Source organism: Brevibacillus ruminantium (assembly GCF_023746555.1).
GTDB classification, from domain to species: domain Bacteria; phylum Bacillota; class Bacilli; order Brevibacillales; family Brevibacillaceae; genus Brevibacillus; species Brevibacillus ruminantium.
The window spans coordinates 1,657,917-1,680,000 of sequence record NZ_CP098755.1 but is presented as its reverse complement, the minus strand read 5'-3'; the positions used below and the strand labels follow the sequence as shown (position 1 = coordinate 1,680,000).

The following is a 22,084-nucleotide window of genomic DNA, read 5'->3' as shown; positions in this document are numbered from 1 at the left end:
CCACTTGGTTAACTTATGTGCCAGATCACGGACTTTTTCCAATGAACGCTCACTGGTAAACGGAGGACTGTGGAAGTGAATTGCCTCCAGCGTAACCCCGCGCTTCATCATCATCCAACCAGCCACAGGGCTGTCAATCCCGCCCGAGAGCAGAAGCATGACTTTGCCGCCGGAGCCTACCGGCAAACCGCCCGGTCCCGGAATCGTCTGACAACTGATATACGTACCCTCTGCACGAATTTCGATATGGACAACCGCCTCCGGCTGGTGAACGTCCACTTTGATCGCCGGCAAATTGCGCAGGATATGTGTTCCTACCAATCGGTTCATTTCCATGGAGGGAGTTGGAAAACGCTTGTCAGCCCGTCGCGTTTCCACGCGGAAGGTTTTGGGCTCCGGCTGAATCTGGCGGATCATCTCGAGTGACTTCTCTTTGATCACTTCGGCATCCTGTTCCACCTGAATGGTAGGGCTGAACGAGGAAATGCCAAATACACGCTTCAGCCGCTCCATTACAGCTTCCGCATCTTCCCCGTGCAATTCAACATACATGCGTCCGTAGCTGCGCCGCACTTTGATTTTGAAAAAGGAACGCAGCACACTTTTGACGCTGCGCGCCAGTGCTTCTTCAAACTGATCGCGATTTTTTCCTTTTAAGGCCAGTTCGCCGTATCGAATCAAGATGACATCGTAGTTCATAACAGGCTCCTTTGCATCCTTACACTTTTGCTTTTTTAAATGAAGACATCCCACTTACTTCCGCTACAGCAGCAAGAAACTGTTCCACTTCTTGCTCGGTATTTTCTCTGCTCAGGCTGATCCGGATAGCAGACAACGCACGCTCCTTGTCCATCCCGGTCGCCATCAAGACGCGGCTTGGCTCATCCCGCTTGGAGGAACAGGCTGATTTGGTGGATACGAGATATCCCCGCTCCTCCAATGCATGGAGGATAACCTCTGCCTTCATGCCAGGGAAGGAGATATTGGTAATATGCGGTGCGCTTCCTTCCTCGGGAGAATTGAGCGCAACACCCGGGATCTGCGAAAGTCCGTCCCGGAGCCGCTGCGTCAGCGCAATCATGTTTGCTGCATCCCGTGCTCCCTCTTCTGTCAATATGCGAATGGCTTTGGCCATCCCGGCGATCGCAGGGATATTTTCCGTGCCGGAGCGAAGACCGCCCTCCTGACCACCGCCTGTGAGCAAGGGCTGAATGATCAAGCCCTCCCGCTTGTACAGGATGCCAATGCCCCGGGGACCGTGAAATTTATGAGCAGAGATGCTCGCCAAATCAATTCCCCACTCTTTGAGTCGAATCGGCAGCTTTCCAAAGCTCTGGACAGCATCGACATGAAACAGGGTTTTTGGAAATTGCTTCAGCCACTGACCGATTTCCGCAATCGGCTGGATCGTCCCCAACTCGTTATTCACATGCATGACGGATACTAGAATCGTATCGTCTTTCACTGCCTGTTTAACAGCCTCCACCGAGACGCGCCCTGAGCGATCGACCGGCAAGAAGGTTGTAGAGAAGCCAAAAGACTCCAGTTGTTTGCATACATCGTATACGGCAGGATGCTCTACGCTGGTCGTCACAATATGCTTGCCCCTACCCCGATATTGAAAGGCCACTCCTTTAAGGGCGGCGTTGTTGCTTTCAGTTCCTCCGGAAGTAAACAGGATTTCGGACGGTTTGCAGCCGAGATACTGAGCGGCTACCGCGCGCGCCTGTTTCAATACATTTTCGGCCTCCAGTCCTTTCTGATGGAGCGAAGAGGGATTTCCATAATAGGACTCCATCGCCCGCTTCACCACCTCAATTACCTGAGGATAAGGCCGGGTCGTGGCACTATTATCAAAATAAATCACAGGTCCACACCTTCCACGTGGGCATTGGCCCAAAGTCTACCTTTCATCATAACACGAGTTCTTTCCTTGCACATAGAGCGGAGCTTTCGATTTCCTCTATTTTCTCCCACTTTTGGACGAGTCACTATCTTTTTTCTCACAAGCCTCTAAAACGTTCATCAATCCTTCACAGATACAAACGCTTACATTGCCAAACTGCTCTTTACAACAGTTTGCCCATTCGTTAAAATAGTCTGTAAATTTAGATAAAAGACAACGAAGAGGAGAGAATCACCATGACTGCACAAGCGATGCAAGAGAAAATCCGCAAGATGGAAGCGGAACTGAAACGGCTCCAGGCTGAGCTGAAAAAAATGAATCATACCCAGATCGATAAAGCAGAAACAGCCTATCTAAATGAGGTGTACAACGGTTGATCCATTTTAACCCTTTTGATTAGCGTGGAAGGATGCACACAGGACGTGCTGAATCCCACGCATTTTTTGTTTCCAGGCGCTGGATCCGTTTGCCAATGAAGGAAGCATTTATCCAATGAAAGCAGCTGTTTCCTCCGTTTACAATATTCTTGCGCAGTATGCACAACATGAGTAAACGACCAAGGGGGACAGACATCTATGTTCAACGCATCTTGGAAACGCACGACTGTCAGTACATTGCTCGCTCTTGCCATGCTTCCGCTCGCTCAGGCATCGGCAGAATCCATTTCCGTCCAATCAGGAGACACGCTCGGAAAAATCGCTTACAGGTATGGCGTGACTGTCGAACAACTGAAGGCAGCCAACCAGCTTCAGTCGGACATGCTCTTGATAGGTCAAAACCTCTACATACCGCCAGATTCTCAGGTCTATACTGTTCGCTTGGGGGAGGCTACCCAATCCGTAAAAGCAGACAAGCCCTGGGTGACGATGTCCACGTACACCGTTTCCCAAGGAGATACACCCTGGACCATTTCCATCGCACACGGCATTCCGCAGGAGGAGTTTTTACAGGCAAATAAACTAACGGAAAAGGATTACCTGCAAATTGGACAGACCGTAAAAATTCCGGTGCATCATATCCCGCTCACCTCGACTCCGGGGGCTGCCTATGGCGAGTATCTGGATTGGTTTGAAGCAGCCCAGTACCTCTTCCCGATCAACACGGTTGCAGTCGTAACCGATTTCGAAACAAAACGAAAATTTAAGGTTAAGCGGACGATCGGCTCTTTTCACTCGGACACCGAGCCGCTGACAGCAGCAGATGCGGCGATCATCAAAGATATCTGGGGGGGCAGTTATTCCTGGAAGGTGCGCCCGGTCCTCGTAGAAGTGAACGGCAGAAAACTGGCTGCTTCGATGACGTCTATGCCGCACAGTATCGAGTACATCACCGACAATAGCTTTGACGGACATTTTGACATTCACTTTCCCGGCAGTCTCCGTCACATGGATAATCTGATCGATCCCGATCACCAGGCAGCCATCAAGATCGCCGCAGGACTTTCCAAATAGCGAACAAAAAATCCGCCCCGGCATGGCAAACTGGCCAAAGGGCGGATTTACATTTACATTTCCTTTTCCTACCTCCTGTCGGCCACAGGCAATTCTCCAGCATACACTCCCTGAAAGACCTCCGTGGCCGGCCCGGTCATATAGACGTGATTGTCTGTTTCCCGCCACTCGATCAGCAGGTCACCTCCTGCCAGATGGACAGTAACGGTTCTCTCCGTCTTTCCGCTCAGGCAGGCCGCAACCGCTGCCGCACAAGCCCCGGTTCCACAGGCGAGCGTCACTCCCGAACCTCTCTCCCACACACGAAACAGCAGTTCCTGCCGGTTTAACACCTGGATAAATTCCACATTGGTGCGTTCGGGAAACCACTCATGCCGCTCGATGTGAGGACCGTAAGCGGTGACATCTTCCTCCTCCAGCTTTTCCACAAACAATATGGCGTGGGGGTTGCCCATCGAGACAGCCGTCAGGGGAAAGGTACGCCCCTCCACCGTCAATGGATGCTCCACCACCTGCTCATCCGGCTCGCCCGTCATTGGAATCGCAGAGCGTTTGAATCGGGGCTCGCCCATGTCTATCGTCACCACATCCACTTTTCCATCAGGACCGAGGCTGACTTCCGGAGTGACGATTCCCCCCAGCGTCTCTACCGTAAAAGAGGTTTTCTTCGTCAAGCCATGATCCACCACGTATTTACTGACACAGCGCAGTCCGTTTCCGCAGTTTTTTGCTTCGCTGCCATCATTATTGAAGACTCTCATGCGGAAATCAGCTGAATCGGACGGCATAATCAGAATTAATCCATCTCCGCCTATGCCAAAATGACGATCACTGACTCTTCTCGCCAGCTCCGGCAGATTGACGCCCTCCAGCCGCTCTTCAAAACAGTTGACGTAGACATAATCATTTCCCAACCCATGCATTTTGGTGAATTTCATCGTCGGTTCCTCTCTGTGTTCGGCGTTCTGTTATCCATTATTTTAACACAGAACATCACCTTGGACAGTCGTGGTATACTACCCCTAGCATGCAACAGCGAGGAGGATAGCGATGGATTTCTCCACACTCAAATATGTTCTCGGCACAAAAAATGAAGCAAAAGTAAAAGCTGTTCGGCTGGCAACAGGGGCTGATCCTCTTTGTATGTCCGTCCCCTCCGGTATCTCCGACCAACCCCTCTCGGAAGAGGAGACGATTCGCGGTGCAGTGAATCGGGCCAAGGCCGCCCTCACGGAAGCCGGCGAAGGCTACATTGGACTCGGACTCGAAGGCGGTCTGGCTTACGACGACCTCTTCACCCAGCAATGGTACCTGGTTTCCGTGTGCGCTGCCTGGGATGGGACGCAGTTGTCCCTGGGAAAAGGCCTGGCGTTTCCGATGCCGAATGAAGCAGTTGAGCGGATCAAGCGCGAGGATGTTGAACTGCGGACCGTCATTGATGAATGGAGCGGCACAACAGGGAGCAACCACCGGGGAGGCGCTTATGGCTTGATTACCGGCGGGCGTATCCAGCGAGCAGAGGTTTTCCGGGATGCAGTGATTGCCGCTCTTGCTCCGTTCGTTTCACCCTTTTACCGGGAGACGACCTAAAATGAAAAAAGCCTCCCCTGAAAGGAGAGGCTGATGAGCACTATCGGGCGACGTAGTATGGGTAGATCACCAGTGCGCCAATCAGCGCAACAGCACCTACGATCATTGCCCACGTGCCAAGGGTACGGGCATTTCGACGAAACGCCATGTAACCCAGGATCATTCCGACTGGAGCGATCAGGTACGGCAGCAAAAAGAGGGACAGGATGGACAGGCCAAGCCCTGTCATTCCCAGGCCGCTTGCTCCATTTTCAGGCTCTGACTCTGTCTGGTTGGAACGTCGGACTCCACGGACAGGCTCCGCGATTTCTGCGGCACTCTCTACATCGTAATCCCGCGTACGTTCAGCCGTTGTACGAGAGGGTACCCGTTCCACATCGGCTCCGGCCAGATTACCAAAGGGGGTCTCTGTCGATTCTCCCTCGTAGCGCTCTGTCTGCGTCTGTGGATCGTAGTCGATGATTCGTTTGGTCTTGCTGGTGTCCGGGGTGAATACAGCCCCCATCCAACTGTCAGCAGCAAACTCCGTGTCCCGCTGATCCACCATTTCAGCGAGCCCGTTGTCTGCTTCCTTCTGCTCAGCATTCATACGTTCGTCTTTGTCGTACGCCATGGGATGCTCAGCCCCTTTGCACAAGGATTATGGTGAAGGAAGTAGCCTTATTCTCTGCCTTCGGTGTACAATTTAAACTGGAGGCGAGAGGATGAAACCAGAGAGAACCCTAATAATTGGCATCGATATTGACGGGACGGTCACGGAACCAAGCAGTATCGTGCCGTTGATGAACGAAAGCTTTGGTAAACATTTGCGATACGAAGACTGTTTTGCGTACAATCTGGCGACTGTCTACAATATAACCGAGGAAGCTTTTGCCGATTGGCTGGACAAAAATGGAGAGCGGTTATACGATGAAGCACCGGTGCACGGAACAGCCGACGCGGTTTTACGGAATTGGTACCATCAGCATCGACTCGTCTACATCAGCGCCAGGGAAGCCCGGCACAGGGATGTTACCCTGAACTGGTTCTCCCGCTACCAAATCCCTTATCATGAGCTGGACCTGATCGGTTCCCACGACAAGCTGGCTGCCGCACGGAAATGGCGGGTTGACCTGTTTCTTGAGGATCGATTGGAAAATGCCTTGCAGTTATCAGAAGACCTGGAAATTCCGATCCTGCTCTTCGATACACCCTACAACCAGGGGACGCTTCCCGAGCTCGTTCACAGAGTGTACTCCTGGGAGCAGGTCGATACTTTGGTAAAATCGTGGCCGATCAAGCATATTCTGCGATAAAGAACGCATAGAAGCATGAAAGGAAAAGACGTATCACCACAAACGGGATACGTCTTTTTCCTTACTACCTTACTGCTTTTTTGGTTTGAAGGTGTGACAACAGGTCTGGGAGGAAGAGCCTGCCCGATCCTTGTGGGTAGAGTCGTAGCCGTACTCGCCGGCGAACTCTTCTTTAAAGTTTGCACCTGCATGGGCGTCGATTTCCACCATAATCATGTCGGCATTACAGTTGTTTCCTTCGCCCCAGTACGCACAGTTGGCTACGCTGCACTTTACTTCTGGCATGTTGATTCACCCCCTAGGGGCTATCCTTCACCACATGTGAACGGCTTATACTTTCCATATCCAGCATCAACAATTGCCTAAACCGAAGCAAGAAAGAAGGGTAAGTATGCAAAAACAACAGGTTGTCGTCGTTACCGGGGCTACCGGTGGACTCGGTTCTGCCTTGGTGCGCTTGCATTTGGAGCGAGGGGACACGGTCATTGCTGCGGCGCGCTCGGAATCACGTTTGGAGGCGCTCGCCCAAAGTATGGGAAACCCGGCCCATCTGTTTTGCTTTGCCCTTGAAGTCACCGACGCGGCCAAATGCAAGCAGCTGGCAGAATGGGTCCAGGAACATTTCGGGCAATGCAGCCTGCTTTACAACAACGCCGGAACGGCTTCGTTTGAACCCTTCGCAGAAATGAACCTGACCGACATCAAACAGACGATTGACACCAATGTGAATGGACTTCTCTATATCACCCATGCGTTTCTGCCGATGATGCTCGCGACAAAGACAGGACACATTGTCAATATTGCCTCGCTGGCTGGGCAAGTGGCCACTGCCAAGGCGGCCGTATACGCAGGGAGCAAAGCCGCTGTGATCCGGTTCAGCGAGGGTCTCAGACATGAATTGGCGAAAACAGGCATACAGGTGACGTGCGTCATGCCCGGCCCGATCGACACGCCTTTCCTGGACCATGCCGACCGGACAGGGGCATACAGAGGAAAGGTACAGCGCTATCTGCTTACTCCGGAGAAGACCGCCAGGCGTATACTGCATGCGGTAGAAAAAAAGCAGGACGAGCTTGCCCTGCCTCGCCGCCTACACCTGCTCTCCCTGTTTTACCTGCTCCTGCCCGCTGGCTTGAAGCGTCTCCTGGCTCCCTTGCTCAACCGCAAGTAGCTGCGCTGCGTCCAGTCCGCGAAGAAGCGGAAGCGCGACAAGCCCGATCACCATGCACGCTACGGACGAGGCCAGAAACATTCCTTGCAGCCCGGTCAAAGGAATCAGCAGCCCGGCCAAACCGGCCCCAGCAGGCATTCCGGTGCCCGTAATCGTTCGCACGCTCGTCAGCACACGTCCCAGCAAGTGGGAGGGAATCTGCTTCTGCAAATAGCTTCGGTACAAGATGTTGTAAGGGGTAAAGCTCATCCCTGCAAGTGCCATCGACGCGATCGCCACATCAGTCCTCGTGAAAAAAGCAAAGGGAAGTGTGGTTATGCCCCACAGGATGATGATCGATGACAGTGTGATCCCGGTCGAAACTTTCCAGTTAATCGTGGAAAACAAGAGCGATCCAAGCAATGCTCCTCCCGCGAGCGCGGACCACAGGAAGCCCATGGCGATGGCTTCTCCTCCGAGAAATTCGTTGGCGTACAGCGGCAGAGCGATCTCCAAGGGACCATACGCCATATTAAAAAAGAAGGTGAAAAACAGCAGCCAAAGAAGCTGCGACCGCTTCCAGAGAAAACGATACCCGGTTAAAATATCGCTGCCCAGTGTACGAAAAAAGGCTCCGGCTTGCTGAGCGCTGCCCGGTTCGACAGGCTCCTCCAAGGAAGCTGCCGGAATCCGCACGAAACAATACGCGCATAAGAACATGGCACCGGCATCCACCAATAGGACCATGGCTTCACCGATCAGAGCGATGAGCACACCGGCCAGAGCGGGCCCAAACAAATTCGTAATCTGCCACTGGCTTTCCATTACCCCGTTTGCTTTCACAAGCAGGTTTTTGTCAGGAACCAGACGAGGCAACAGCGCCTGAGCCCCTGCGCTGCTGAGCGGCGAGAGAAGACCTGCCAGTACGATCAGCACATACATGACCCACAGCGGCAGTGCTTCTGTCTGCAAGACGATGACCAGCGCCACGAAGATAATCCCGCGTAAAATGTTGTCCCAGATGATCAGCTTGCGCCTTGGAAAGCGATCGAGAAGGACTCCGACCACTAGACCTGCGGCCACCGCCGAAAGCATAAAGGCGAGAACGACTCCCCCCATGGCGATGGGAGATCCTGTTCGTTTCATGACAAACCAGGACAGTGCGACCCAGCCAAATGAATTCCCCAATGAAGATAAAAACAGTCCGAGCCAGTACCAGCGAAAAGCAGAATGTTTCCAGAGTTGTTTCATATGTGTCTCCCTCTATTTTCCAAGCTTATTTTCATTTTACTCCATATCTTATACATATTCAATCACTATGTTTATTAAATAACCACAAAAAAACACCTTCTTTGCACCCGTTAGTTTGCAAAAAGGTGTTCCTCTTCTTTATGATGCGGCATTTTCTGTTGCAGACTCCACTGTTTTCCCGGCTCGTGCTGCGAACAGCCAAAGCACTCCGGCAATGAAGCCAAAAATAGCCAAGCCGCTGGAAATCACCGCACTTCCTACCTCTTCAGCCCCGTATCCGACGATCAGGCAACCAATTGCAAAGCTGCCCATCGTTCCCATTTCTCTTATCGAGAACACGCGTGCCAGATAATCCGCATCCGTCAAACGCTGCAAGCGGGTCACTGCCATAATGGTAGCGCTGAACGAAGCAAACGCACAAAACAGGGTAGCACCGGCTAATATCATGATCGGCCCGGCATGGAACATCGCGTAAATGGAGAGACCCATCGCGATCAAGACCCAGCCCAACGCGGCATTCACCCGCTTTTCACCGGCCCTGTCCGCCCATTTGCTGACTACGATTCCGGCCAACACGCCTCCCAGCCCAAGCGGAATATCAAGCAATCCGAAAATATGCAGGCCCTCTTTTCGCTCTTGCAAAATATGAAACATGAGCATGATGTAATAGGCACCCAAGATTCGCTCTGCCATCTGGTAGACCAAAACCGACTTGATTTGCGGAGCCTTCCGAATGTATTGGAAGCCCTCACGGAACCGAGTCAGAAAGCTGACACTCGCTTTCTCTCCTGCTGCGCGCATAGACGGCATTTTCAGCAAAATGAACAAGGAGACAAAATAGCAGGCAGCATCCAGTAAAAAGTTGAACCGGTAGGAAAAATAATAGACCAAGAATGCTGCAATCCCCTGGCAGACGATGATCAAAAAAGAAGTCGTTCCCTGGAGCAGTGAATTGGCTTGCAGCCGATCCTCAGACTCCACCGAGGAGACAATCGCTACCTGCATCGCCGGCTGAAAAAACGCACTGCAGACGTTGACCAGGATGAGCAGCAAAAAGGCAACCCACAGATAGGCGGGAGTCGTGATCCAAAAAAAGAGGCTGACCAAAATGCCCCGCAGCAGGTTTACGTTAATCATAACCTTTCGCTTATCCCAGTTTTCCAGCAAAGCGCCAGAGAACAAGCTCGTAATCACGTAGGGAAGCAAACGAAAAACGGTTCCAGCAGCAAAAGATAGACCGGAACCACTCAGGTCATGCAGAAGACCCACGACGGCAATAAACGTAAATTCATTCCCGACGATGTGTATAATGTGAGCCGCGTAGAGACGGCGAAAGACGGGATGCTTGAGAATGGCGGGCATACATACCATGTCCTTTCACCGTTTTTTCCGTATTGTAACACTATTTGCACGAAAAAAGCAGATTTCTCTTGATCAAGATGACGATCTATTGTTACAATACGTTCAAGATTATTTGAACGTTTAAAAAATGTATCGAATCAAATTCTTGTGATCGAGGTGGGTTTATTTTGCGACGGTATATGGTGATCGAAAGCTTGGAACAGCTGAAAGCAATCAGTGATTCTCTGCGAATGGAAATCGTGACCCTTTTGGTCAAGGAAGAACAGACAGGCAAGCAGCTCGCTACCAAGCTGTCTTTGTCTCCCTCAAAGGTTCACTACCACCTCAAGGAACTGGAGCATTATGGTTTTGTCCACGTAGTACGAACGGAAGAAAAAAACGGAATCGTGCAAAAGTTTTTCCGCTCAGTGGCTTATGATTTCAAAGTCAGCGACGTCCTTCTCCCTTCCATCCAGGAGGACACCCTGCTGATGCAGGAGGCCATGATCAATCACCTGCGGACCAGTATCAATCGTCTGTACAATGCACCGCAGGAGTCCTTTCTGTTATTTGCAGAGGAAGCCAAGCGTCCGCCGATGTTTGCCGGAAACGGCGAGATCAAGGCACCGCGTGAGGAGATTAAAGCCTGGCTCGACAAGTATTATGCCTTGTTAGACGAACTGGGTGAGATGGAAGAGCGGCATCTGAAACGGATTGCAGCAGGAGAAGTCGAGGATACAAATGAGGTATTTTATTTTGTAAACGTCGGATTTATGACAGACGAACAGATTTATGTCGCTGAGGATGAATCACTGCCAGAGGGCTATGAATTCATCCGTGATGCGACCGTTAGAAAAATATGCAGGAGGATTAAAAGCGATGACGCAGGCAATGACCCCACCCGCCAATAAAGCTGCACTCTGGAAGAACAGGCAGTTTCTGCGCCTTTGGACGGGAAACCTCATCTCTGCTTTGGCAGACGGAGCCTTTTTTATTGCGCTGTCCTGGTTTATTGTCGATGTCACCGGGTCTGAATCCATCCTGGGAACAACGCTGATGTGCATGTCCATTCCCCGCTTGATCTTTATGCTGGTAGGGGGAGTGGCCGCGGACAAATACAACCGGAAGTGGATCATGTTTGCTTCCATTCTGGCCCGGGGCATCGTGCTGGCCGGATTCGGCTCCCTGCTGTTTCAAGAGACGAATCCCTATTTTACCTACTCTGTGTATGTGACGGCCTTTTTATTTGGAACAGTCGACGCTTTTTTCTGGCCGGCGAGAAGCAGTATACTACCCTCTGTGGTCAGCCGGGAACAGCTTGCACCCGCCAATAGCCTGATGGAAATCGCTCAACAGGTCAGCCTGGTTGGCGGTCCGCTGGTGGCCGCTGTGTTAATGCGAAGCACCAGCTATGGTTTGACCTTTTTGATCATGTCCGCCGCTTTTTTTCTCGGTACCCTGATCATTTGGACACTTCGCTTGCAGCCGACGGAGAAGGAAAGCATCTCCGGCAACCTCTCTGAAAATGCAGCAGCCGAATCCTCCCCTGCTGCAGCGCCCTCCTTCTTCCGACAAGTATTCGAGGGCATTCGCTTCAGCAAAGCGATTCCGATCTTGATGATTATTTTCGGTACCTCTCTGGTTCTCAACATGATGTTTTCCGGTCCCGTCAACATGGGGCTGCCGCTCCTTGTCAAACAGCTCGGCTGGGACAGCAATGCCTATAGCACACTGAACACGGCACTCGGGGTAGGCACGATCTCGGGCGGGATTATTACCGGGCTGTGCAAAGGCTTTCGCGGCCGCTTCCTCCTCATCCCGCTCTTTGTCGGTTTCATGGGCGCAGGGATTGCCGCCGTTTCCTTCATGCACGCCCTCCCCTTCGGTCTGTTGATGATGCTGATCGTCGGGATGATGATGACGATGACCAATATTCCCTTGATTACCTATATCCAGACGATCGTTCCTGTTCACATGCTGGGCCGCGTGATGTCCCTGCTTACCTTTATGTCCGTGGGGCTGGGACCGGTCAGCTATGCCCTTTGTTCATTTTTGCTCAACAAAAAGCTGTTGGCAGCCAGCTCCTTGCTGATGGTAGGGGGAACGGCTGTCGGCTTGATTGGACTGAGTCTGATCCTCTTTCGCCACTTCCGCCAGGCTGAACAGCACCCGCTATGGGCGAGAGACGAACCTCGCCAGGAAGCAGAGCAAACGTCACTTTCTGTATAAAAAGAGAGCCTGATCCTCTGCGGATCAGGCTTTTTCCTTTAAGACGTTTTCCATTTTGCCAGTTCGGACGGAAACTTGTCGTTCAATACCTTGATGTAGGTTCCTTTCATGCCCAGCGAGCGAGATTCCAGAACGCCAGCACTGGCCAGCTTGCGCAGGGCGTTGACGATTACCGAACGGGTCAGGCCGGCTTGATCGGCCAGCTGGCTTGCCACCAGCAACCCTTCTTTCGCATCCAGCTGTTCCATGATTTTTTCAATCGCGATCTGTTCGCTGTAGGACAGAGAGGAAAGAGCGATCTTGGCAAACGTTTTGTCACGCACCTCGTTCTCGATCTGCTCTGTGCGTTGACGGACAATTTTCATGCCGATCACCGTAGCGCCGATCTCCGCCAGGATGAGATCCTCCGTCTCAAAGTTGCCGAAGGCACGGAGCAATACCAGTGTGCCCAGCCGACTCCCGCCTGCATTAATCGGGACAATCGTGGTCATCATCTGCGGGAAGAGCGGCAAGAGCTCCTCCGGCACCATGCTGTACGGGCTTTGAGCTACTTCATTGGCCAAAGACTGGTTAATTTCCAGCAGCTTTTGATTGTAGCCAAACGGCAGCATTCCTGCCCCGTTTCCATCTGGAGCAGCACCAATCCCGTACTCTTCACGTACGCCGTTACCCAGAATGGTTCCATCCGCTGTGACGATATAGACATTGGCGCCGATCACATCTGCAAGCAGACGAGCCAGATCATGGTACCCGACACCGCTCCCTCCCATGGTTTTTTGCAGCATAACGTTGATCCTTCTAGTTTTTTCCAGTAAATTCATTCCATTTTTTCCTCCTTCAGGTTATGTATACTTACAGTATTGTCAGAAAAATCCCTGCTTATACAACCAAATGAGACAATAATAAAAAAAACAGGCCCTTTATGGTGTGTGCCATAAAAGACCTGTCCGTTTCTAATTATCCGCTGGCGGCGCCCTTATTCTTCTGCGACAAACGCCGCGTACTGGGCCGCAGTAAGCAGTTCCTGCATTTCTTCCGGCTTGCTCAGCTCGATGATCACCAGCCAGCCTTCCCCGTATGGATCTTGGTTGATCGTCTCCGGATCGCTTTCCAGATTTCCATTCACTTCGACGATTGTCCCGGAGACCGGAGAAAAAATATCGGAAACAGCCTTCACAGATTCAACGGAACCCAGACTCTCATCCATCGTTACCGTGGCTCCTACTGCAGGCAGATCAACAAAAACCAGGTCCCCCAGCTGCTCCTGGGCAAAACCCGAAATGCCTACACGTACCCGCGTTTCACTCAGTCTTTCCACCCACTCATGCTCCCGGCTGTATACCAATCCCTCACGTACGTCGCTCATTGATTGCTCCCCCTGCTATCCCATAATTCTTTTTTTCATCTCTTGTCCTGTCGGTGTGACAGCCAGTCCGCCAAGCGCAGTCTCGCGCAAGGCACGCGGCATGCTTCTGCCGATCTCGTACATCGTGGTGATGACTTCATCGCAGGGTATCCGGCTCTCAATCCCCGCAAGCGCCATGTCTGCAGCAGCAAATGCAATCGAGGTCCCGATGACATTTCGCTTGATGCAGGGTACCTCCACCAGACCTGCTACCGGATCGCAAACCAGGCCCAGCATCGACTTCAGCGCCATGGCTGCTGCCATAACAGCCTGTTTGGGAGTCCCCTGTCTGATTTCAACAATTCCAGCTGCAGCCATAGCGGTAGCGGAACCGACCTCCGCCTGACATCCTCCCGCCGCACCGGAAATAAAAGAGCGGTTGGCGATCACGTACCCGATGGCACTCGCCGTAAACAGTCCCATGACGAGATGTTCATACGTAAACTTTTCATTTTCATGCAAAGCAAAGAGACAGCCTGGCAGGATTCCCGCTGAACCGGCGGTGGGTGTAGCCACAATTACGCCCATTCGCGCATTGGTTTCCGATGTGGCAAAAGCAAAGCGCATCGCATCTGAAACCAGAGAACCGGTCAACGGCTTCGCTTTTTCTCTGTACCTTTCCATCAGATAGGCATCACCGCCGGAGATGCCGCTTGGAGCCGAGGTGGGATCAGAGCTTCCCTGATCGATGGCCTCTTTCATCTTGATCAGGCGTTCTTTCATCATCCCGATGATCATCTCTTTGCTCCGCTTTGATTTGCGTTCCTCCACCTCGATCATGATCTCGGCAATGCTTTTGTTCTGCTGCTCACACTGCTCGATCAACTCCGTCATCGAACGAAAATCCATGATTCCTCGCTCCTTATCTGGCTGTACTCCCGCTGCTTCAGCTCCCTTTTGATGTGCCCGGCATCATAAGGCTGACTCAAGAGAATATCGACGAACTCTCCATTGATCCATACGATTTTGGATATACCGCCTCCGAGCGAGACACCGCAGACGCGAAATATATCCGTCCCCGTCTCCGCTATTACTTGTAGAGTATTGGGATGATCGTACAACGGGCACTGTTCTTCCAATGAAAAAGAAATCGACACATTTTGGGATTCTGCCAGCCCAAGCGCTTCACGTATCCGCAAATCATCCGTGTCCAGACCGATCAGTCCGCCTACAATCGCTTTGTCGGTCCCATGTCCTTTATAGGTCTGGGCAAAAGAATCATACAAAATGATCTCGGCTCGCTCAGGAGAGGCTCCCAGCAGCTCGTAGACAAACTTTCCGATCGATACCACTCCTGCTGTATGTGAGCTGGACGGTCCAACCATAATCGGCCCGATGATGTCAAAGCAACTGTTGTAGATCATATGGGGGCCTCCGTCAGCGAACCTGCTGCACTCTTTGATAGAGCGGGTAGGCGGAGCAGAGCTGGCTGATCACCGACCGCACGGAAGGATCACCTTTTCCTTTCAGTACAGCGGCAATCGAGCGGCCAATCGTCTTCATCTCGTCTTCCTTCATGCCCCGGGTCGTTGCAGCAGCTGTGCCAATGCGAATGCCACTGGTGACAAATGGACTTTCCGGATCAAACGGGATGGTGTTTTTGTTTGCCGTGATCCCCGCCTCTTCCAAGAGATGCTCCGCTTCCTTGCCCGTCAGGCCAAACACACGGGTATCCAAAAGGATCAGATGATTGTCCGTGCCACCTGACACCAGTCTTGCTCCTTCCTCCAGGAGCGTGTCAGCCAGCGCTTTTGCATTTTTGACCACCTGCTCTGCATACTGGCGGAAGTCAGGCTCCAATGCTTCTCGGAAGGCGACAGCCTTGGCCGCAATGATGTGCATCAGAGGCCCGCCCTGAATCCCGGGGAAGATCGCTTTGTTTACCCCCTTGGCGATCTCTTCGTCGTTGGTCAGGATAATGCCGCCGCGCGGACCGCGCAAGGTTTTGTGCGTCGTACTCGTCACGACATGTGCATGCGGTACCGGGGAGGGATGGACATCGGCTGCTACCAATCCGGCAATATGGGCCATATCCACCATCAGCTTGGCTCCAATCTGATCCGCGATTTCCCGGAAACGCGCAAAGTCAATGGTCCGGGCATACGCGCTGCCGCCAGCAATGATCACCTTTGGCCGCTCGCGCCGTGCAACCGCTTCCACTTCATCGTAATCGATCAAATGATCTTCTTCGCGGACACCGTAGGCAACGACGTTAAACCATTTTCCCGAGAGACTGACTGGACTGCCGTGAGTCAAATGGCCACCGTGGGAAAGGTTCATGCCCATAAAGGTATCTCCCGGCTGCAGGAGCGAGAAAAATACGGCCGTATTCGCCTGTGCGCCTGAATGCGGCTGAACGTTGGCATAGGCGGCACCGAACAGCTTCGTCACCCGGTCGATGGCCAAGCGCTCTACGACATCTACATGTTCACACCCTCCGTAGTACCGCTTACCGGGGTAACCCTCCGCATACTTGTTGGTCAAGACCGATCCCATGGCGTCCAGTACGTCCTGACTGACAAAGTTTTCGGAAGCGATCAGCTCCAGCGTCCCCAACTGACGTTGATGTTCGGCCTCGATAGCTTCGAAGATGTCCCGATCGTGCTCTCGCAAACTCATCCGATAATCCTCCCTTGGCTCCATCTTTCCCGAGTCAAAACAGTCATGACCGTGTCCCCTCTCTTCGAGTGACAAAAGTGATGACTGCGAGGGATCACATCCCTTTTCATGAAAAACATCTGGACGGTTTTCACAAAAAAAAGAACAGGGGAAAGATAGATTGTGATTAATCTACCTTTCCTCTGTCCTTTTTACCTGAGAGTTTAACTCCTGTGAGGGAGTCTTCCCCTTGGGTGGCTGTCCGCTCTCTCCAGAGGTGCGTCCGATTGTGGTACTTTTTACCTGAGAGATTCTTTCCCAAGGATTTTTGGGACTTGCTCCTTCGGTGCCGGCTCATGCGTCACGGTCTCTCCCACAAACGTCATCCGCTGTATGCAATTACTTCGAATCATACGTCAATGTCTTCAGCATTGTCAACAATATTTCGAATAGAACACCAATTATACGTTATTCTAAAAAATTTTGACTCCAATGAAAAAATGGGGCTGGGAGTTTTTACACCGTTTCTACATGCGACCAAAACGATGGGAAAGCCCCCCTGTTGGCGAGGAGCTGGAGGGGGTTTCCAACTAGCGAATGCGCTGGCGGATCAGCTCTTCCATCTGTGCGGCACACTCTTCAACAGAGCAATTCCGCTCTGCTTCTGACAAGCAAAGTCGGGCATAGCGCTCGTCCAGATTCAGCGCTTCGTACAGCCCGAGTCCGCCAAAGTAACCGCGGGCTCGCTTATCCAGCTCCAGCAAGACCTCCAATTCATGCTCTTTCAGGTAAAAAACCAGTTCCAGCTCTTCCACGCGATTCCTGTATTCGTCTGTCGGCCGAAACTGAAACGTCTGAACGAATGGATGGGAGCGGCCAAGTAGACGATTGTATTCACAGTCCACTTTGCACAATTGAAAACCGAGCAATTGCAGAGCTTGGAGCACCTTCTCCATCAAGGGGTGCGGCCGAACCTCGATAAAGTCCGAATCACCGGGATCGACGGCGTTCCTGATATCCAGACCCGTCCGCAAATAAACGGGCTGCCGCCCCATCGTAAGCGGAGTCTCATATGGCAGTTGGAAGGTAAACGGGATCACCTTTTCTTCCCGGGGACAAAGGCCAAACTTTTCTGCGAGCTGGTGCTTGGCTAAAATATATTCTTCTTTTATTGTTTTGTCATTCGTTTCGCGCTCATAGTGCGTCACGACGTACATATAGATGTCATCGATCGTCTGCGAAACGTCACCGCCTTTGATATACACTTCTCCGCTGACAATCTCTCCCGGCAACAATGTGTCCTTCTGCAAACGGGCATCTACCTGCGCAGCTCCTATTCCGACACTTGCCATCAATTTTTTAAACAGCGACATGACGACTCTCCTCACTCCGCATACCCTGCGCCAATAAGCTGGCGCAATGATTTTCGTATCTGTTATACGGAGCGCTCCTCGAAAAAGTTTCACGGTTCCTCCCGCTTTACTTCTGCGGTCACAAACAGATGGAGAATCCGGCTGATCGCTACCGTCTTCACCCGCACCTCCACCATCGTCCCTTCGATAATGTACTCGCGTCTGCGCAGCATCTCATGCAGCATCTCCTGAACCTCCGCTACCTGCTCCACTTTTTTTCCTTTCAGGGAAGCCAGGTCTTTTTCCAGCTGTCGGGCGACCTGCAGCTCGATCGTCTCATGCAGCTTGGTATCTAGTACCGTGACCCGGATCTCTTCGATCAGAACCTCTTGTTTTCTTCTTGCCACTTTTTCCGATTGCTTCAGCCGTTGATTTTCATCCATCAGCTTTTCATTCAATACTTCCAGACTTCGCTTGACCAGCATCATTTGCTCCATTTCCCGGCCGTACATGAACAAAATCGTCGAGCCGCCCAGAATCCCGCCTATTACCAGCAAAGCAATGTAGCGCTTCCACAGCTTGATGCTCATGAACGCACCTGTACCAGCCAATGAATGGAGATCGTCCCCATATGCGCACCCAAAAAGGCAACGACGATCATGACCAGTTGTTTAAAGACAGGTGAAAAATTGCCTGCGAGAATTTTTTCTATCTGTAAAAAAGAATCAAACGTTCCGCCGAGGGCGCCTACCAGGCCCCAAATTTTTAATTGGTCCGCCAATTGGGCGATCGACCACAACGGCGGTTTTTCATTCAGGAAAACGCCCAGTCCCCCGGACAGCGCTCCACCGACAACGATCCCGTACGCAACAAAAAAGGTTAATATGACCTGTCCCATCTCTATCCCTCCGGCTCATTCCACGTATGTTAATCCCTACGCAGAGAAGTGGACAAATATGAGAACAAGAAAAGATCCGGCTTCACGTAGAAAACGGCAAGCCCTTTTGGACCAGCCGCTTTCTAAAATCACTTTCCTTTTTTTCCGGTTCGGCGAAGCCTCCTTTGGATCCGCGACGAGTCCATCACCATCAGGTCCATAAACAAATTGACCATATGGGGATCGCTCAGCATCTGACGGAACACTTCCGGATTTTCACGAAACCATTGTTCATTTGCCATAACCCAGGACCGAAAACCCTCATTGCTCTTGTAATAGCGGTTTAGCCGGCGAATCGGACGGTATGCGCTCACCTTTAATCGATCCCTTCGTCGAAGAAAATGGAGAGGAGAAAGATGATCACCAGGATCCAAATCACTACTTCAAATCCTTCGTGATTTGCAAAAAAACCCCTCATGTTTGTCCCTCCTTGTCGCTTGACGCAACCTTGCACCATGTATGCCCACAACTTTTTTACAGTAATAGGTATATGACAGGGATCAACGGTTGGATTGGACGATTGCCTCCTCCCTGCGAAATTGTGCATCCGCCCAGATCGTGTGCATAGTTTCCCTGCGGCAACAAGCATACTAGGGAGAGATTGCCCAAAGAGAGGAGGCAGCACATGACCGTTGCAACAGAGCAGCTTTGGCGGAACAAGACTTACTCCCTGTTGCTTGTCCTGGTATTTTTCATGCACCTGGCCTCCTATCTGATCATTCCTGTCTTTCCGGTTTTTCTCAAAAAAGCCCGTGCCCTCTCCCTTGGACAGGTAGGGCTTGTACTGGGGATTGGAAGTCTGACCTATCAGGCGGGCAGTCTGTTGGGGGGACCGCTGTCAGACCGTCTCGGCCGCCGCTTTATCATGATCACAGGTGCCTTGCTTCAAGCTGGAGCCATGCTGGGTTATCACTTCAGTGAGAGCTACCCGCTCTTTTTATTTTTCTCCGGACTCAACGGATTGGGTGTGGGGCTGCTCTCCCCCACGATCAAAGCGATGATTGCGGACAAGGTTCGAGCCGACCAGCGAACGGCCGCCTTTTCCTGGCGCGGCATCTTTGCGCATTCGGGTATTATCATCGCCGGGCTGACCATTACCTGGATGACTGCCAGAAACCTGTATCCGTTTTTACTGTCGGCGATGGTCTTTCTACTTTTGGCTACAGCCATTCGTTTCATTTTGCCCAATGACCGCTGCACCGGTGATGACTGCAAGAAAACCCCGCTGTCGGAGTACCGTCACATCCTGCGCCACCGCAGCTTTTTGCTGTTTTCCGCGATCTCTCTGTTGATCTGGGCGTTTTATGCCCAATTCGCTCTCGTCCTGCCGCTGCGCGGGGAATATGTACTGAAATCTGCCCATCTGATTGGACTGATCTGGACAATCAACTCCGTCAGTGTCGTATTGCTGCAAGGGCTGATTTCCCGATACGTGCTGTTCCGCATCAATCCCTATCTCTCGCTGATCGGAGGGATTCTGATGGTGGGAGCCGGTTTGTTCGGCATCGGGTTCGCCGACCGGTTCGCCACGCTGAGCACAGCGGCCGTGCTGTTTATTATCGGAGAAATGCTGCTGATGCCGGTCACAGACAGCCTCGTCGGTCACTTTGCCCGGGAGGAATGGCTAGGAGCCTACTTTGGCATGGCCAATTTTGTCTCGGGGATTGGCACGGCACTGGGGACCAGTATCGGCGGCACCATGCTGGAGCGGCTGGGCGGAGTTGGCAGCACATACCCGTGGATCGTGTACGCTCTTGCAACAGTGGTCCTGGCGATCGTTATGGGACTGTTTGCCATGTATGCCATGCCCCGTCACAAACGTGGCACACCCGCAAGCGCCGTGTACCCAACACAACCCGGGCGGAGAAAAGAACCCGCCAAGTAACAGAGGAAAAGGGAGGGAATCCATTGGACCAGGCAAATCAGAAGACCGCTGCCACTCCAAAAGACCGAACAGAATCAAACCGTCAACCCCGCTCGGTGCAAAATGATGCCCCGGGGTATGGCGATAAAAAACTGGAGGGACCCAACCGTCCTTCCACCTAAAGAGAAGGGATGGCCATGCCGTCCCTTTTTAGCGATTTTTCGACAGAATCCTTTGATTTTATTGATGCAATTTGCTATTTATCCTATTATGAAGAAAAGAAGAATTCCAAAATGCGGAAAGGACGTAGCGTCTTGCCTCTCCTATTACAGAAGAAGACGATCAAAACCCGCCTTTTTCCAGTGTTCCTCCTATTGCTTCCTATCATCTTTTCCATCATCGTGTTCTTCGGTTATTCGCAGGCCAAGCAATTTTATTACCAGAATGAAATCGAGAAGATGAATCGACAATTAAATTCCACCTTCCAGATTTTGACACTCTACGATGAAAGGGTAAAGGAGGATTCCCTTTCACTGTCCGAGGCTGAATATGAAGCGAGGAATTTGCTGGCCGGCCCCAAACGCCCTGACGGAACGCGCAACTCAGATGCTGTGGATCTAACCATGCAATCGGGAGAATCATTTTTAGTCTTTAATTCACAAGGTATTCTCGTCGTTCACCCGCAGTTGGAGGGACGAAATTTATTTCACCTCTCGGCTTCAGAGGGACAGACCCTCGCCCAGGAGGTGCTTCGCGAGGGAAAATCCGTCATCACCTATCCTTCGCTGGTCCCGGGTTCTCAGAAAAGTGAAAACAAAATCGCAATCGTCCGGTATTTTCCTCAATGGGACTGGTATGTAAGCCTCATCACCACAGAAACGTATTTCTACAAACAACTGTCCGATCTCAAAACACTGCTGGTCATTCTGGTTTTTGGCAGCTATCTCATTACCGCAGTACTCCTGTACAACACCCAGAGGAAAGAAAAGGCCTTACTCAGCTCAAAGCTTCGCGGCGAACAACTGATCGAAACCAACCAGAGTATTTTAAAGACCTTGGCCGTTGCATTGGAAGAGCGGGATTCCTACACCTCGGGTCACTCCCAACGCGTAGCCTTTTACATGCGAATCATGGGAAAGAACATGAACTTTGACAACAAGACGCTGGAGACGATGTATACCGGCGGACTGCTCCATGATATTGGAAAAATCGGGATTGAAGACAGCATCCTGCTCAAACCTGGACGCCTGACAGACGAAGAATATGAGATTATCAGGTCCCATCCCATCCGGGGCGAAGCCTTGCTGAAACGGCTGTACGCGGAATCGGGCAGACATGATTCTGATGAGATACAAAAAATCATGGTGATTACTCGTCATCACCACGAACGCTTTGATGGCAGAGGGTATCCAGACCAGTTGGTAGGAGAAGAGATACCTCTACTGGCACGGGTGACTGCTGTGGCGGATGCTTTTGACGCCATGACGTCTTCCCGGGCCTATCGCAAGGGGCTTTCCTATTCGAAAGCCTGTGATGAGCTGGTTCGAAACTCGGGAACCCAATTTTGTCCCACTGTCGTAGATGTCTTTTTCCAATGCGTCACGGAAGAAGTCTTTCTGCAAGCCCATCATATTTCACGTGCCAATGAACTGTTGGACCGGTTCCAGGAAAAAAACGAGGTCAGCCTTACCCATCCGATCAGCAGTTAGAAAAAA

Annotated in this window: 25 protein-coding genes and 1 riboswitch (1 of these 26 running past the window's edge); of the genes, 9 read left to right on the top strand and 16 right to left on the bottom strand. The window is 51.8% G+C overall.

Features of this window, described 5'->3' with window-relative positions; genetic code table 11:
- Together thiI and NDK47_RS08080 are read right to left on the bottom strand one after the other, a co-directional pair.
- On the bottom strand, positions 1-699 hold the 5' portion of the coding sequence (gene thiI / locus NDK47_RS08085; protein ID WP_251874338.1) for a tRNA uracil 4-sulfurtransferase ThiI. Its footprint begins 501 nt before the window's first position; 699 of the gene's 1,200 nt are visible here — the first part of the coding sequence; it begins with the start codon at positions 697-699; its stop codon lies off the left edge, out of view.
- Positions 700-718: 19 nt separating this feature from the next.
- Positions 719-1,867 carry a cysteine desulfurase family protein gene (locus tag NDK47_RS08080; RefSeq protein WP_251874337.1) on the bottom strand — a complete coding sequence of 383 codons (1,149 nt, stop codon included), beginning with the start codon at positions 1,865-1,867 and terminating at the stop codon, positions 719-721.
- Between the two features lie 275 nt (positions 1,868-2,142).
- Here NDK47_RS08080 and NDK47_RS08075 point away from each other — a divergent pair, with 275 nt between their 5' ends.
- Positions 2,143-2,283, top strand: a complete 141-nt coding sequence (locus NDK47_RS08075; RefSeq protein ID WP_251874336.1) for a hypothetical protein — start codon at positions 2,143-2,145, stop codon at positions 2,281-2,283.
- A 198-nt stretch (positions 2,284-2,481) separates the two neighbouring features.
- On the top strand, positions 2,482-3,357 hold the full coding sequence (locus tag NDK47_RS08070; RefSeq protein WP_251874335.1) for a muramidase family protein: 876 nt from the start codon (positions 2,482-2,484) through the stop codon (positions 3,355-3,357).
- A gap of 68 nt (positions 3,358-3,425) precedes the next feature.
- Here NDK47_RS08070 and dapF read toward each other — a convergent pair whose 3' ends face one another.
- Positions 3,426-4,295 (bottom strand): diaminopimelate epimerase, encoded by an 870-nt coding sequence (gene dapF, locus NDK47_RS08065; RefSeq protein WP_251874334.1) that lies wholly within the window; start codon positions 4,293-4,295, stop codon positions 3,426-3,428.
- 112 nt (positions 4,296-4,407) lie between these two features.
- On the opposite strand from dapF, the gene NDK47_RS08060 reads away from it, so the two are divergent.
- On the top strand, positions 4,408-4,947 hold the full coding sequence (locus NDK47_RS08060; RefSeq protein WP_251874333.1) for a DUF84 family protein: 540 nt from the start codon (positions 4,408-4,410) through the stop codon (positions 4,945-4,947).
- 40 nt (positions 4,948-4,987) lie between these two features.
- On the opposite strand, the gene NDK47_RS08055 is transcribed toward NDK47_RS08060, so the two are convergent.
- Positions 4,988-5,560 (bottom strand): DUF5353 domain-containing protein, encoded by a 573-nt coding sequence (locus NDK47_RS08055; protein ID WP_251874332.1) that lies wholly within the window; start codon positions 5,558-5,560, stop codon positions 4,988-4,990.
- Positions 5,561-5,651: 91 nt separating this feature from the next.
- On the opposite strand from NDK47_RS08055, the gene NDK47_RS08050 reads away from it, so the two are divergent.
- Positions 5,652-6,242 carry a 5' nucleotidase, NT5C type gene (locus NDK47_RS08050; protein WP_251874331.1) on the top strand — a complete coding sequence of 197 codons (591 nt, stop codon included), beginning with the start codon at positions 5,652-5,654 and terminating at the stop codon, positions 6,240-6,242.
- Positions 6,243-6,311: 69 nt separating this feature from the next.
- Here the strand turns inward: NDK47_RS08050 and NDK47_RS08045 are convergent, their stop codons facing one another.
- Positions 6,312-6,527, bottom strand: a complete 216-nt coding sequence (locus NDK47_RS08045; protein ID WP_251874330.1) for a DUF1540 domain-containing protein — start codon at positions 6,525-6,527, stop codon at positions 6,312-6,314.
- A gap of 106 nt (positions 6,528-6,633) precedes the next feature.
- Between NDK47_RS08045 and NDK47_RS08040 the strand changes: the two genes are divergently transcribed.
- Positions 6,634-7,413, top strand: a complete 780-nt coding sequence (locus NDK47_RS08040) for an SDR family NAD(P)-dependent oxidoreductase (RefSeq protein ID WP_251874329.1) — start codon at positions 6,634-6,636, stop codon at positions 7,411-7,413.
- Here NDK47_RS08040 and NDK47_RS08035 read toward each other — a convergent pair.
- Both NDK47_RS08035 and NDK47_RS08030 read right to left on the bottom strand, forming a co-directional pair.
- Positions 7,333-8,643: an MFS transporter gene (locus tag NDK47_RS08035; RefSeq protein WP_251874328.1), complete on the bottom strand. Its 1,311-nt coding sequence runs from the start codon at positions 8,641-8,643 to the stop codon at positions 7,333-7,335. The two genes, NDK47_RS08040 and NDK47_RS08035, sit on opposite strands and share 81 nt — an antisense overlap.
- Before the next feature lie 138 nt (positions 8,644-8,781).
- On the bottom strand, positions 8,782-10,014 hold the full coding sequence (locus NDK47_RS08030; RefSeq protein ID WP_251874327.1) for an MFS transporter: 1,233 nt from the start codon (positions 10,012-10,014) through the stop codon (positions 8,782-8,784).
- A 158-nt stretch (positions 10,015-10,172) separates the two neighbouring features.
- Between NDK47_RS08030 and NDK47_RS08025 the strand changes: the two genes are divergently transcribed.
- A complete protein-coding gene (locus NDK47_RS08025) occupies positions 10,173-10,895 on the top strand; it encodes an ArsR/SmtB family transcription factor (protein ID WP_251874326.1) in 723 nt (240 codons plus the stop codon).
- Positions 10,864-12,213 carry an MFS transporter gene (locus tag NDK47_RS08020; protein ID WP_251874325.1) on the top strand — a complete coding sequence of 450 codons (1,350 nt, stop codon included), beginning with the start codon at positions 10,864-10,866 and terminating at the stop codon, positions 12,211-12,213. The genes NDK47_RS08025 and NDK47_RS08020 overlap by 32 nt, the downstream gene beginning before the upstream one ends.
- Before the next feature lie 38 nt (positions 12,214-12,251).
- Here NDK47_RS08020 and codY read toward each other — a convergent pair whose 3' ends face one another.
- From codY to NDK47_RS07975, 9 genes are all read right to left on the bottom strand, one after another.
- Positions 12,252-13,034 (bottom strand): GTP-sensing pleiotropic transcriptional regulator CodY, encoded by a 783-nt coding sequence (codY, locus tag NDK47_RS08015; RefSeq protein WP_251874324.1) that lies wholly within the window; start codon positions 13,032-13,034, stop codon positions 12,252-12,254.
- A 155-nt stretch (positions 13,035-13,189) separates the two neighbouring features.
- Entirely contained in the window at positions 13,190-13,579 is a 390-nt protein-coding gene (gene gcvH, locus NDK47_RS08010) for a glycine cleavage system protein GcvH (RefSeq protein WP_251874323.1), read from the bottom strand.
- 15 nt (positions 13,580-13,594) lie between these two features.
- A complete protein-coding gene (gene sdaAA / locus NDK47_RS08005) occupies positions 13,595-14,467 on the bottom strand; it encodes an L-serine ammonia-lyase, iron-sulfur-dependent, subunit alpha (protein ID WP_251874322.1) in 873 nt (290 codons plus the stop codon).
- The gene (locus NDK47_RS08000) at positions 14,449-14,982 is read right to left on the bottom strand and encodes a serine dehydratase beta chain (RefSeq protein WP_251874321.1); all 534 of its coding nucleotides are present in this window, start codon (positions 14,980-14,982) and stop codon (positions 14,449-14,451) included. Before NDK47_RS08000 ends, sdaAA begins: the two co-directional genes overlap by 19 nt.
- Positions 14,983-14,995: 13 nt before the next feature.
- On the bottom strand, positions 14,996-16,237 hold the full coding sequence (gene glyA, locus NDK47_RS07995) for a serine hydroxymethyltransferase (RefSeq protein WP_251874320.1): 1,242 nt from the start codon (positions 16,235-16,237) through the stop codon (positions 14,996-14,998).
- A gap of 259 nt (positions 16,238-16,496) precedes the next feature.
- Positions 16,497-16,602, bottom strand: a riboswitch (glycine riboswitch).
- Positions 16,603-16,806: 204 nt separating this feature from the next.
- Entirely contained in the window at positions 16,807-17,589 is a 783-nt protein-coding gene (locus tag NDK47_RS07990) for a sporulation protein (RefSeq protein WP_251874319.1), read from the bottom strand.
- Between the two features lie 89 nt (positions 17,590-17,678).
- Positions 17,679-18,158: a sporulation membrane protein YtrI gene (locus NDK47_RS07985; protein WP_251874318.1), complete on the bottom strand. Its 480-nt coding sequence runs from the start codon at positions 18,156-18,158 to the stop codon at positions 17,679-17,681.
- Entirely contained in the window at positions 18,155-18,466 is a 312-nt protein-coding gene (locus NDK47_RS07980; RefSeq protein ID WP_251874317.1) for a YtrH family sporulation protein, read from the bottom strand. The genes NDK47_RS07985 and NDK47_RS07980 overlap by 4 nt, the downstream gene beginning before the upstream one ends.
- A 128-nt stretch (positions 18,467-18,594) precedes the next feature.
- A complete protein-coding gene (locus NDK47_RS07975; RefSeq protein ID WP_251874316.1) occupies positions 18,595-18,819 on the bottom strand; it encodes a hypothetical protein in 225 nt (74 codons plus the stop codon).
- Between the two features lie 311 nt (positions 18,820-19,130).
- Between NDK47_RS07975 and NDK47_RS07970 the strand changes: the two genes are divergently transcribed.
- The gene (locus tag NDK47_RS07970; RefSeq protein ID WP_251874315.1) at positions 19,131-20,390 is read left to right on the top strand and encodes an MFS transporter; all 1,260 of its coding nucleotides are present in this window, start codon (positions 19,131-19,133) and stop codon (positions 20,388-20,390) included.
- Between the two features lie 272 nt (positions 20,391-20,662).
- Positions 20,663-22,078, top strand: coding sequence for an HD domain-containing phosphohydrolase (locus NDK47_RS07965; protein ID WP_251874314.1), 1,416 nt, complete (start codon positions 20,663-20,665; stop codon positions 22,076-22,078).
- Positions 22,079-22,084 lie beyond the last annotated feature (6 nt).